Below are 12,133 nucleotides of genomic sequence, written 5' to 3' on the forward strand. Positions count from 1 at the left end.
CGGCGTTTCCGGCTATCGCGGACTGCGCGGGCGCATGATGAGCGCGGCGACATAGTACGTGCACGGCTCGTCGGCGTGGTTGGCGTAGTGCAGGGTGCTGTCGGCGGCGAGGTAGATCGAGTCCCCCGCGGCCAGCTCCACCACGCGGTCGCCGTCGACGGTCAGGGTGACGGCGCCGGACTCGACGTAGATGAACTCGTGGGAACCCGGTGCGTAGGAAGGGTATTCGCCGGGAACGCTGCCCGGCGGGAGGGTCGAGCGGATCCACTCGAAGTTCACTCCGGGCACCACCGGCGTGAGAATGGTTCGCTGCCAGCCGGATTCGGTCACGACATCCTGTTCGGCGGCGCGGCGCACGATCATCCGCTCGCCGTCGGGCTCGGAGACCAAGGCGGACAACCGGATTCCGAGGCCCGCCGCGACGCGGTCGAGCACGACCACCGTCGGCGCCTTGTCGCCGCGCTCGACGGCCGAGAGCATGCTCACGCTCACCGCCGACAGCTCGGCCAGGGCCTGCAGGGTGAGCCCGCGGTCGTGCCGGAGGCGTTGTATGCGCTCGCCGAGCGCCACCAGATCCACCTACACTATAGTAGTGACCGATTCCCCTATAGCGAAAAGTCGGGTGGTGCGGGCGGGTACGATGGCCGACCTGCCCGCCATCGCCGAGATCTACGCGCACTACGTGCTCGGCACCGTCGCCACCTTCGAGATGCGAACTCCCGATGTGGCCGAGTGGCGGCGTCGCTTCGCCGCGATCACCGCCGCCGGGCTGCCGTTCCTGGTCGCCGAGGAGGACGGTCGCGTCGCGGGGTATGCCTACTGCTCGCCGTGGAAGACGCGCCCCGCCTACCGGCACACCGTGGAGAACTCGATCTACCTCGCGCCCTGGGCCCTCGGCCGCGGCCTCGGCGGCAACCTCCTGGACGAACTCCTGTCCGCCTGCCGCGCTCGCGACCTGCGCGAGGTCATCGCCGTCATCGCCGACACCGGCGACCAGTCCTCCCCCGCCCTGCACCGCAGCCGCGGCTTCACCGACGCGGGCCGCCTACGCCACGTCGGCCACAAACACGACCGCTGGATCGACACCGTCCTCATGCAACTGAGCCTGCACCCCGGCGAAAAGCACGCCGGAAAGGAAGTGGTGCACGCCAGAGAGGAAGCGGTGCACGCCGGAAAGGAAGCGGTGCACGCCGGAAAGGAAGCGGCGCACGCCGGAGAGAAAGAGGTGGCCGACGCCGGAATGGGGAAAGTGGGCGGGGCCTTGTAGAGCGCCCCGGTGGGTGGTTTCAGGGGGTGGGGACCGGGCCGTCGTCGGGGCCGGGGGTGGCGGTGTCGAGTTGTTCGGGGAGGAGGGGGACGACGGCGAAGGCGCCCGCGGCGGCGTCCGGGGGGAGGGCTTCCACCGAACGGATTCCGGGGTGGGAGGCGAGGTCTCGGAGTTGGGGGAGGGTGCCGCGGACTACGACGGCGACGGCGCAGGGGCAGCCCGCGTGGAGGCGGGCGGCCACTACCGCGGCGGTGCGGGCGGCGCGGTCGTCGGCCGGTCGGGCGTAGTCCATCGCGCCCGCGGCGGCGCGGACCGAGGCGGTCGCCGCGGCATCACCGGCCGGGACGGGGACGGCCGTCACCGGCGTGTACACGCGGTCGAGAGGCACGTGGTACAGGACCTGCGAGATCCGCAGCCCCGCAGCCTGTTCCGGAAGCCGGTCGGCGGTCACGCCCGTGCCGAACGACGCCAGCGCCCAGCGCTCGGTCCCGTCGTCGGCCCCGTTGTCGGCGTGGGCCTCGGCGTCGGCCCCGGCGTCGGCGTGGGCCCCGGCATCGGCCCCGGCGTCGGCGTGAGCCCCCGCATCGGCCCCCGCGTCGGGCCCGTTGTCGGCGTGGGCCCCGGCGTCGGCGTGAGCCCCCGCATCGGCCCCCGCGTCGGGCCCGTTGTCGGCGTGGGCCCCGGCGTCGGCGTGAGCCCCCGCATCGGCCCCCGCGTCGGGCCCGTTGTCGGCGTGGGCCCCGGCGTCGGCGTGAGCCCCCGCATCGGCCCCCGCGTCGGGCCCGTTGTCGGCGTGGGCCCCGGCGTCGGCCCCCGCGTCGGACCCGGCGGCGTCGTCGGCCCCCGCGCCGGTCAGCGAATTCCGCGCTCGCGCAAGGTAATCGTCGACACGCTCGCCCGTCTCCGGCCCCAGGCGGTCGGTGGTCACGACTGCGGCGCGTGGCGGATTCGCCCAGCCGAGCGCCACGATCAGCAGGAAGGCGGCGACCACCGCGCCCGCGAACACGGTCCGGCGCAGGCGGTTACGCATTGCGCAGGATGCCGAGGGCGTGTTCCAGATCCGCGGGGTATTCGCTGGTGATCTCGATCCAGCGGCCGTCGGCGGGATGGGCGAAGCTCAGCGCGCGGGCGTGCAGCCACTGCCGCTCCAGCCCCAGCCGCTCCGCCAGCCGCGGGTCGGCACCATAGGTGAGGTCGCCGCAGCAGGGATGGCGGATCGCCGAGAAGTGCACCCGGATCTGGTGTGTGCGACCGGTTTCCAGATGGATGTCGAGCAGGCTCGCCGCCTGGAACGCCTCCACGGTGTCGTAGTGGGTCACGCTCGGACGCCCGTCCGCGGTCACCGCGAACTTCCACTCGTTGCCGCGCGCCCGCCCGATCGGCGCGTCGATCGTGCCGCTGGACGGGTCCGGATGTCCTTGCACCAGTGCGTGATACCGCTTGTCGACCGTACGCTGCTTGAACGCCCGCTTGAGCACCGTGTACGCGTGCTCGGACTGCGCCACCACCATCACCCCGGAGGTGCCGACGTCCAGCCGGTGCACGATGCCCTGCCGCTCGTGCGCGCCCGAGGTGGAGATGCGGTAACCCATCGCGGCCAGCCCGCCCACTACGGTCGGCCCGGACCAGCCGACACCGGTGTGGGCGGCCACGCCGACCGGTTTGTCGACGGCCACGATGTCGTCGTCGGCGTAGAGGATCTTCATCCCCTCCACCGGCGTCGCCTCCACCCGCAGCTCGCGCTTCGGCTCGGGGAACTCGACCTCCAGCCACGCCCCGCCGACCAGCCGATCCGACTTGCCCGCCGGCACGCCGTCGATCTGCACCGCCCCCTGCTCGGCGAGCGAGGCGACGGCCGTGCGCGACAGGCCCAGCAGGCGCGACAATCCGGCGTCCACGCGCAGGCCGTCGAGTCCGTCGGGCACCGGCATGGCGCGCGTTTCCCTCATGCCTGCTCTCCCGTCGCCGACTCGGCCTCGCCGTGCGAGTGCCGGGCGCGGGTGCCGTCGGGCTCGAAGCCGAGCAGCGTCAGAACCACCAGCAGGATCGCACCGCACACGATCGCCGAGTCGGCCACGTTGAACACCGGCCACCACTTGGTGACGGAGATGAAATCGACCACGTGCCCCTGCAGCGGGCCGGGCGCGCGGAACAACCGATCCATCAGATTGCCGAACGCGCCGCCCAGCACCAGGCCGAGCCCGATGGTCCAGCCCAGCGAGCGCAGCGACCGCCCGATGCGGATCACGCCGATCACGACGCCCGCGGCGACCAGGGTCAGCAGCCAGGTCATGCCGGTGGCCATGGAGAACGCGGCACCCGCGTTGCGCACCAGGGTCAGCCGCACCACCTCGCCGACGATCGAAATCGGCTCACCCGGCGTCATCTTCGCCACCACCAGGGCCTTGGTGCCGAGGTCGAGCGCGAAGATCACGGCGGCGACCAGCAGCAGGGCGGGCAGGCGGCGGGCGGGCGCGGGGACCGCGGTGGCGGCCACGTCGTCCTCGTCGTGCTCGTCGGGGTGCTGATCGCTCGGCCGGTCGGTATTCACAGCTGACATCATCCCCTATAGGAATATCGGCCCCGTCGGTCGCCGGGTGCACCGGGTCCGGCCACCGGTCCGGTCCCAGCTGATTTTCAGGAACCGGTCGTACTCTGTTCGGCGTGACGGTGTTGTCTTCTCCTCCCTCGGCCGCCCGGTCCGTCCGGTCGGGCGTGCTGCTGGTGGTGCTGTCGGTCGCACTGTCGGCACTGGGTGTCGGTTGCAGCGACAGCACCGAGTCCTCGGCCGACCCCGACGTGGAGCCGACCGGTCTGGGCAAGGAGGTCACCGTGCCGATCTCCGCCACGGTGACCTCGGTGGTCGATCCCGGCGCCGAGCCGCGCTCGCTGCTGCGGCCGGGCTACGAGATCGGCACCGCACAGCAGGTGACACTGCGCACCGACCATCACATCGAGCAGCAGATCAACGATCAGGCGCTGCGCGACTTCTCGCCGCCCGCGCTCATCGTCCCGCTGACGGCGACGACGAGCCGCAAGGGCGTGGATCTGACGCTGGGCGCGGTCACCTCACCGGATCCGTCGCTGGCACAGGAACTGCAGTCGGCCGACGGTTCGCACGCCGGGTTCGACATCAACGCGGAGGGCGCCATCACCCGGCTCCGGCTGGAGACCGCGCCCACCACCGCCGACGCCGCCCGCGCGGCCCTGGAGCGGACCTTCTATCAGACGGTGTACCGGTCCGTCGCGTTTCCGGCCGACCCGGTCGGCGTGGGCGCGGTATGGACGGTGCGCCAGCAGGTGTCCAACGACGTGCAGCCCAACGAGGTCGACCAGGTGACCACGGCGACGCTCACCCAGCGCGAGGGGAATCTGCTCACGATCGCCCTCGACATCACCCAGACCCCGCAGACCGACGCCTGGCAACTGCCGGGCAACACCGGCTCGCTGGACATCGTCGACTATCTGATGCACGGCACCGGCACCATCACCGTGGATCTCGGCCTGCCGCTGCCGGTTTCGGGCGCGGTGGCCATCGGCGGGCATCTCTCCTACCGTGAGCCGCGCACCGAAGTGCTGCTGCGGCAGAACATCCGAACGCAGGTGCGATGGGGGGACTGACGCGAGCCGGCGCGCTGCTGGCGGGTGCGGCGCTGTGCGCGGCCGGATGCGCCTCCCAGCACGAGGATTCGGCCTCGAACCAGTTCTCGACGGTACAGCCGCCACCGGTCACGGCGCCCCCGATCACCGATCCCGCGCAGTTGCAGACCAGGCTGCTGACCGTGGCCGACCTGCCACCCGAATACACCCGTCTCGACGACGGCGCGCCGGGTAACGGTGCGACGCCGCAGGACACGTCTCGCACCGATCCGCCCGAGTGCGCCAAGGTGCTGGCCGCCGTCGGGGAGCAGTACGCCGGAGCGAGCGCGCGCGGCGCGGCCGGTTACGCGACCCCCGATTTCGCCAGTATCGACATCGACGCCGCGAGCTACCCCGGCAACGGTGCGGCCCAAGCCTTTTCGGCGATGCAGGACCTGCTGCGCCGATGCGCCACCTACTCGGGCACCGACGCGGACGGCGTCGCCGTCGACTACCGCGTCAGCGGCCTCGCCCAGCCTCGCACCGGTGACGCCTCGGTCGCCTTCCAGGTGCAGACCACCAGCGAGGGCCTGACGCTGCACTCCGCCGCCGCGCTGGTCCTGGTGGGCAGCAGCGTGGTCCAGATCGCCGAGACCGCGCCCCAGCCCATCGATGCCGCCGCATTCGCCGACCTCACCGCGAAACAGGCCCAGCGGCTGCGAGGCTGACCGCGCCCGCCGTTCACCAGGCGGTGTTGATGTGGCCCGGATTCCACAAGCCGGAGTGGGTGACCTGGGTGACCGTCGGGTCGGCGAGGGCGGCGGCGGGGTCTCTCGGGGTCAGGCGCTGGAGTTCACCCCAGTCCTGGCTCCAGTCGTCGCGCAGGTAGGTGGCCAGGGTTTCGGTGCGCAGCAGTTGCTGGCTCCAGCCGAGCGGGCCGCCGCCGTCGTGGCTCTCCCACAGGTTGGTGTCGTGGGCGGCGGGGCGGTCGGGCAGGATGCGCCAGCCGGGGATCTGGGCGATGCCGTCCTTGTGGTCGAAGGGGCGCTGGCACGGGAACTGCAGGCCCACCGCCCAATCCAGCAGCACCGGGTCGTTCGAGCCGATCAGTTCGTTGATGGTCCGGGTCTGCGGGATCCGCGGCGGGGTCAGGGCCATCCACTGCTTGGGGTCGAGGGATTTGTCCTTGGCGACGATGCGGATCACGTCGGCCTGCGCCGGGATCTGGTCCAGCGGCACCCGCAGGTTGCGCCACGACGGGGCCGGCCCGATATCTATCGGCGTCACCTTGCCCAGCGCCTGCGCGGAGGTCGCCGAATCCGAAGTGCCGTACTCGATCTCGACCGGCTGGCCCGGCATGATCGAGCCGTCCTGGGTGATCGCGCGGAACCGGCCCGCCGCGGTGATCGCCACGATGCCGTCGCGGTCGGCCGGATCCGGCAGCTTGTACCAGCCGGTGGTCAGTTCGGCCGAAGCCCGCTGGCCCGCGGTGCCGAGTTCCGGCGTCCCGTTCGCCAGCCCGAAAGGCAGTGGCGCGCCGCCGAGTTGGGTTCCGGCGCTGCCGTCGGACTTGTCGTTGAAGGCGTTGGCGATACTGCTGCTGTTGCCCGCGGGCTGGTCGTCGGGGGTGAGATCGCCGACGCCGTTGGGCACGAACTCCGTCGAACTGCCGGTGAACGTGGTCATCGGATCGCCCGAGAGCGGGGCCAGCAGGGAGGCGTTGGGGTCGGTTTCGACCAGCACGTCGTTGGCGAGCCCGCACGGCTTGCCGAGCACCGCGTCGACGTTCGAGCGCGCCAGCGAGTACGCCGGATACTGGGTCACCGCGCCCTTGGCGAACGACGCCACCTCGAACAGCACGATCAGCGCCGCCACCAGGGTCAGCGGCGGAATCTTCACCAGCCGCCAGGCGCGCGGCGAAATACGGTGCGGCGTACCGGGTTCCGGTGCACGCACATGCCACCACGCGGCCAGCGCCAGGCACAGCACGGCGATGATCAGGAAGATCTTGCTCAGCCCCACGCCGAAGATCGCCGGTGCCTGATCCCACCACGGAATGCCGTAGCTGGACACGTACCACCACTCGTTGACGCTGGTGAAGATCTGCGCCATCGCGATGGCCACGATCGCCGCGAACAGCGCCCGGTACCGCGGCGCCCGCATCACCCGCGGCCCGACCGCCACCGCGGTGACCACCGCGACCGCGCCCGCCAGGCCGGCGTAGATGCCGTTGTGGTGGGTGAACTTCGTCGGGACGGTCGCCATCAGCACCATCGCGCCGAAGGTGATGCCCAGCAGGCGTTTCGCCGGTCCGGCCGCGACGAACGGAATCCGGCCGCCCTTGCGCAGCATCACGAACGCGCACACCAGCAGGCCGAGCCACATCGCCACGATGCCGAACCGGCGACCGATCGAGCCGTCGGCGGTGGGCATGAACAGCCACTGGTAGGTCAGGTAGTCGTCGTACCACGGCACCGACGGGCCGACGGCGTTGTGCACCCGCTTCATCTCGAACATCGCCGACAGCGGCTCGACGCCGAAGGCGAAGACCAGCACCAGGGTTCCGGCGGCGGCCAGCGGCGCCAGCAGCGCACCGTACACCTTGGTCCACGACCACCACGAGACCTGCGAATCTCCTGGCGCCGCAGCGGAATTCGTCAGTTCGCGAGCCCGGACGACACCGAACCGCACCACCGAGCGCGCCCCGGCCAGCAGCGGCGCGAGGCAGATGACACCCGAGGGCGCCGCGGTGAGACTGAACGCGGCGATCAGGATGGCGAGGGCGTAGGGCAGCATGCGCCGCGTCGCGATCGCCCGCTCGACGAAACACCAAGTGAGCAGCACCGCGACGGCGATCACCGGCTCCGGCCGCAGGCCGTTGTTGTAGGGCAGCCACACCGCGAGGAAGCCCAGCGCGCCGGTCCACACCGCCACCTTGTCGTGGCGCACCGCCACCCCGAGCCGCGGGTTCACCTCCCGGCTCAACGCCAGCCAGGTGATGACCCCGGCCAGCAGGGTGGGCAGCCGCATCCACGGACTGGCGGTGCTGATCTCGGTCATGTGCGCGATCACGTCGTACGGCGGTGTGCCGACGGGGTTTTCGGGCACGCCGAAGAACCGGAAGTAGTTCGCCATGTAGCCCGACACCAGCGAGGTGCGCGCCATGCCGAACTGATAGCCGTCGTCGGAGGTGGTGGAGCCGATGAAATGCCAGACCGCGAGCGCGCCCAGGACGACCGTGTCGACGCGGGTGAACGTCCACCACCGCTGCGGCAGCAGCCGCCGCACCCGGCGGCCGTCGAACCGGTCCAGCCGGAACAGCGCCGCCAGCGCGACCAGGGCCAGCACCACCGCCAGCACCGTGGCGGCGCGCTTGGCGATCGTCGGCACGACCGAGAACCGGCTGTCGACCTCCGCGGTGACCGTGGCGCCGCCCGCGTGGGGCAGATCGCTGAACACCCCGACCAGCTGCGGCCGGAAATCGCCGTACAGCACAGTGGGTTTCGCGCCGGTGCCGCGCAGTTCGGCCGTGGTCGAGGAGTGCTCGGAGTGCACCACCAGCGTCGCGGCGGAGAGTTCGGCGAGCGGCACGCTGAACATCGATTGGCTGCGCAGTATCACCTCGAACAGCGCGGGCCGGTCGTCCTGCGCGGGCCGCACCCGCGCGACGAAACCGTACTTCTCCAGATCGGGTGCGGTCGCGGGCATGGTCGCCGCGGCCAGCCCGCCGCGCTCGGCGAGTTGCCGCAGCGCCGCGCCGGGAATGGTGGTGTCGAAGGTCAGCGGCGCGTAGGACACCAGCGGCGCGGTGATGCTGCGGGTCGATTCCTGTTGCGGCCACGACAGCGTCGTCTTGTCCACGTGAACGGGCAGCAGCGGCATCGCGACGGCGAACAGGGTCGCGAGCAGACCGGCGATGAGGGCCACCGGCTGGGCCCACCCTCCGTGCCGCGGCCGGGTGGCCCGAGGTTGCTCGCCCGCTGCGGGCGCCTCGTCCGCCCTCACCATCGTGTCCGTCACGGGGGCCGATCGTAGCGTGACGGATTCGTGACCGGAGAAATCGTGCACGGGATTCTCAGCCTGCGCTTAGCTTCCCGGCGAGCCCGGCGGACATGCGAACGGGGCCGATGCCACCTCGGACATCGGCCCCGCCGGAGTACGGATCGTTACGAGCAGGCGGGCGAGGCCTGGCCGAGGTTCTGGATCCCGGCGCAGGCCCAGCTCTTCTGCAGGACCCACTTGCCGTTCTGCGCGACGAACGGCACGCTGGCCTCGCTCGGCGCACCGTCGTTGATGGAGAAGTTGGCCTTCGCGGTCAAGGTGTCGCCGCCGAGGTATGTGACGTTGGTCACCTCGATCTTGGCGTTGTTCTGCTGGTATGCGTCGGTCAGCTTCTTGATCATGTCAGGGTCCTTCTGCAGGGCCTGCTGACCGTCCTCGAGGTACTGGATCTTCTCTTCGGCGGGGACGTTCGGGTCCAGCGCCTGCGACAGCTCGTTGTTCAGCTCCTCGACGGTCGGCACCGGCGGTACGTTCTGCACCGACGTGGCAGCCGCCTTGCTCGAGCTCTTCGGCTTGGAACCCTCGTTCTTGTCGCCGCTGCCGCAGGCGGACATGCCGAGCGCGGCCACGACGGCCAGCGTGGCGACCGCGATGCGTCCAGTCATCTGAAGCTTCAATGCTCGTCCTTTACGTTCGAGTTTGGTCTGTACCGTGCACGTGACAGCAGCCACCCGACCGGCGGCGCCGCACGAGTGGCCTCACGCTACCCGCCGAAATTCAACGAAGACTAAGGAGCGGGTCGGCCGGGGCGAGGTCGACATCGTCGGCGTGAAAGGTATACGCCGGACCCGGTCCTGTCGAGCGTGTCTCGAAACGCACCGTGACACGGCCGTGTCCGGAACCCTGCACCCAGCCGTGCCCGTGCTCGCGGTGGGCGACATCGCGGCCGGGATACCAGAATTCGGTGGTGAAGGAGCGGGTGGCGGGCGGGACCCCCGCGGCGACAGTGGGTTCGGGCGCGACGAATTCGTCGAGGGCGCTGGCCGAATCCGGTTCGCGCGCCGCGCCCGGACGGCCCGACGCCGCCAGGGCTTGGTCCAGTTCGGGGAACAGCGACTCCTGCCGGACGGTGGACAGGCCGCCGAAACCCACGCCCACCAAGCGAATCGGGCCCAGCTCGCCCGGGTCGATGGCCGAGCGCAGCGCGGCGGCGGTGAGCGTGGCCAGTTCCTCGGTGGCGTAGGGCAGGGTGAACGAGCGTGTCACGATGCTCATGTCGGCCTTCTTCAATTTCAGCACCACCGTGCGCGCGGCGCGGCCGTCGGCGATCAGGCGCCGGTGCGCGGCCGCGGCCATCGCCTCGATCGCCGGGTGGAGCTGGGCGAGGGTGACTATGTCGCTCTCGTAGGTGGTTTCGGCGCTGATCTGCTTGGCCTCGGCGCGCTCGGCGACCGGGCGGTCGTCGATGCCGCGGGCCAGGCGGTGCAGGGCCGCGCCGACGCTGCCGCCCAGCAGCGACACCGCCTCCTGCTCGGGCAGCGCCGCGAACGCGCCGACGGTCTCGATGCCCAGCGAGCGCAGCCGGCCCTCGGCCACCGGGCCGATCCCCCACAGCTTGCGCACCGGCAGCGCGGCGAGCAGCTGCTGCTGCTCGACCGGTGAAACCACCCGCACCCCATCGGGTTTGGCGAGCCCGGAGGCGATCTTCGCCAGCTGCTTGCCGGTGCCCGCGCCCACCGACGCGACCAGTCCGGTGCGCTCGCGGACCAGCGCGCGCAGCTCCTCGCAGAATTCCAGCACCCGCCCGGCGGTGGCCCCGGCCAGCTCGGCGGGCTCGCCGAACGCTTCGTCGAACGACAGTGTCTCCAGGATCGGGATGCGTGAGCGCAGTGCCTCGAACACCTGCCCGCTCACCTCGCCGTAGACCACCCCGCGCGGCGGCACCACCACCGCCGTCACCCCCACCAGGCGGCGCGCCTGATGCATCGGCATGGCCGAGCGCGCGCCGAACACCCGTGACTCGTAGCTGGCCCCGGCCACCACCCCGCGCGCTCCGGTACCGCCGACCAGTACCGGCCGCCCGCGCAGCGTGGGGCGGGTGAGCTGCTCCACCGAGGCGAAGAAGGCATCCATATCGATGTGCAGCACCCAGCGCCGCGCCGACGCCTCGAGCGCCGCAGGGCCCGGTGCCGGAATGGTTCCCCGGACTGGCAAATTGCTGGTGGGTTCCTGCGAATCGCGGCCGCGCCCCGGCACGCCGCCGGAACCTCGCACGACCCCGGCCGATGCCCGCTGACCAGGCACGAGCCGTGCCGTAGCCGAGCCGGGGGCAGCGTCCATGACAGGGAATCTACGCGCGACTACCGACATGATCGGCGACCCGAGTATGTGATGATCGGATCATGAGCATCCGTAAGGCCGTGATCCCCGCCGCCGGTATCGGTTCCCGCCTGCTCCCGCTGACCAAGGCCATCCCCAAGGAGATGCTGCCGGTCGGCGACAAGCCGGTGATCGAACACACCGTGCGCGAGCTGGTGGCCTCGGGCATCACCGACATCACGATCGTGGTCAGTGCCGGAAAGTCGTTGATCCAGGACCACTTCCGGCCCAATCCGGCGCTGGTGGCGCAGCTGCGCTCCGACGGCAAGACCGCCTACGCCGACGCGGTGGAGGAGGTCGGCGAACTCGGCCGCCTCGGCCACATCACCTACCTGGACCAGCACGGTCCCTACGGCAACGGCACGCCGGTGCTCAACGCCGCGCGCACCCTGGGTGACGAGCCGATGCTGGTGCTGTGGCCCGACGACGTGTTCGTCGCCGACGTGCCGCGCGCCCAGCAGCTCATCGACGCCTACAACAAGACGCACTCGCCGGTGCTGGCGCTGCTGCCGATGGACCCGGCCGACTCGAAGCGCTACGGCGTGCCCGTGGTCGAGGAGACCTTCGACAACGGGCTGATGCGCATCACCGGTCTGGTCGAGAAGCCCAAGCCCGAGGACGCCCCCTCGGCCTTCGCCGCGATCGGCGGTTACGTGGTCACCCCGGGCATCGTCGAGGAGCTGCGCAAGCAGGTCGCCGAGTGGTACACCCACCGCAGCGGCGAGGTCTACCTGACCGACGCGATCAACGTGTTCGCCGCGTCCAACGCGGTGTACGGCCAGGTCATCCAGGGCAACTGGTACGACACCGGCAATCCGGCCGACTACCTGGTCGCCCAGTTCGCCTCGGCCCTGACCCACCCGGAATACGGTCCGCTGCTGCGCGGGCTGGTGCAGGACTGAGCTC

General features: G+C 71.0%; 11 protein-coding genes. 4 read left to right on the forward strand and 7 right to left on the reverse strand.

What is annotated here, in order from left to right:
• Positions 1 to 12: 12 nt before the first annotated feature.
• Positions 13 to 579: a helix-turn-helix domain-containing protein gene (locus tag NWFMUON74_RS23565; protein WP_187683979.1), complete on the reverse strand. Its 567-nt coding sequence runs from the start codon at positions 577 to 579 to the stop codon at positions 13 to 15.
• A gap of 13 nt (positions 580 to 592) precedes the next feature.
• On the opposite strand from NWFMUON74_RS23565, the gene NWFMUON74_RS23570 reads away from it, so the two are divergent.
• Entirely contained in the window at positions 593 to 1,267 is a 675-nt protein-coding gene (locus NWFMUON74_RS23570; protein WP_342452771.1) for a GNAT family N-acetyltransferase, read from the forward strand.
• A gap of 19 nt (positions 1,268 to 1,286) precedes the next feature.
• Here the strand turns inward: NWFMUON74_RS23570 and NWFMUON74_RS36780 are convergent, their stop codons facing one another.
• From NWFMUON74_RS36780 to lspA, 3 genes are read right to left on the reverse strand one after another with little or no spacing between them, the layout of a single operon-like run.
• On the reverse strand, positions 1,287 to 2,297 hold the full coding sequence (locus NWFMUON74_RS36780; protein WP_187683980.1) for a hypothetical protein: 1,011 nt from the start codon (positions 2,295 to 2,297) through the stop codon (positions 1,287 to 1,289).
• The gene (locus NWFMUON74_RS23580) at positions 2,290 to 3,216 is read right to left on the reverse strand and encodes an RluA family pseudouridine synthase (RefSeq protein WP_187683981.1); all 927 of its coding nucleotides are present in this window, start codon (positions 3,214 to 3,216) and stop codon (positions 2,290 to 2,292) included. The genes NWFMUON74_RS36780 and NWFMUON74_RS23580 overlap by 8 nt, the downstream gene beginning before the upstream one ends.
• Entirely contained in the window at positions 3,213 to 3,827 is a 615-nt protein-coding gene (lspA, locus tag NWFMUON74_RS23585) for a signal peptidase II (protein ID WP_232110550.1), read from the reverse strand. The genes NWFMUON74_RS23580 and lspA overlap by 4 nt, the downstream gene beginning before the upstream one ends.
• 104 nt (positions 3,828 to 3,931) lie before the next feature.
• On the opposite strand from lspA, the gene NWFMUON74_RS23590 reads away from it, so the two are divergent.
• The gene (locus tag NWFMUON74_RS23590; RefSeq protein WP_232110551.1) at positions 3,932 to 4,888 is read left to right on the forward strand and encodes a hypothetical protein; all 957 of its coding nucleotides are present in this window, start codon (positions 3,932 to 3,934) and stop codon (positions 4,886 to 4,888) included.
• Positions 4,876 to 5,574 carry a sensor domain-containing protein gene (locus tag NWFMUON74_RS23595; RefSeq protein WP_187683983.1) on the forward strand — a complete coding sequence of 233 codons (699 nt, stop codon included), beginning with the start codon at positions 4,876 to 4,878 and terminating at the stop codon, positions 5,572 to 5,574. The genes NWFMUON74_RS23590 and NWFMUON74_RS23595 overlap by 13 nt, the downstream gene beginning before the upstream one ends.
• Before the next feature lie 13 nt (positions 5,575 to 5,587).
• Here the strand turns inward: NWFMUON74_RS23595 and NWFMUON74_RS23600 are convergent, their stop codons facing one another.
• The 3 genes from NWFMUON74_RS23600 to NWFMUON74_RS23610 form a co-directional block, all read right to left on the reverse strand.
• The gene (locus NWFMUON74_RS23600; RefSeq protein ID WP_425343092.1) at positions 5,588 to 8,854 is read right to left on the reverse strand and encodes an arabinosyltransferase domain-containing protein; all 3,267 of its coding nucleotides are present in this window, start codon (positions 8,852 to 8,854) and stop codon (positions 5,588 to 5,590) included.
• A 158-nt stretch (positions 8,855 to 9,012) separates the two neighbouring features.
• Positions 9,013 to 9,513, reverse strand: a complete 501-nt coding sequence (locus tag NWFMUON74_RS23605) for a WKL family lipoprotein (protein ID WP_232110552.1) — start codon at positions 9,511 to 9,513, stop codon at positions 9,013 to 9,015.
• 112 nt (positions 9,514 to 9,625) lie between these two features.
• Complete coding sequence (locus NWFMUON74_RS23610; RefSeq protein WP_232111204.1) at positions 9,626 to 10,981, reverse strand: DNA polymerase IV; 1,356 nt, start codon at positions 10,979 to 10,981, stop codon at positions 9,626 to 9,628.
• A 269-nt stretch (positions 10,982 to 11,250) separates the two neighbouring features.
• Between NWFMUON74_RS23610 and NWFMUON74_RS23615 the strand changes: the two genes are divergently transcribed.
• Positions 11,251 to 12,129: a UTP--glucose-1-phosphate uridylyltransferase gene (locus tag NWFMUON74_RS23615; RefSeq protein ID WP_187683987.1), complete on the forward strand. Its 879-nt coding sequence runs from the start codon at positions 11,251 to 11,253 to the stop codon at positions 12,127 to 12,129.
• The last annotated feature ends 4 nt before the right edge of the window (positions 12,130 to 12,133 follow it).

This window comes from Nocardia wallacei (genome assembly GCF_014466955.1).
In the GTDB taxonomy this organism is placed as follows: domain Bacteria; phylum Actinomycetota; class Actinomycetes; order Mycobacteriales; family Mycobacteriaceae; genus Nocardia; species Nocardia wallacei.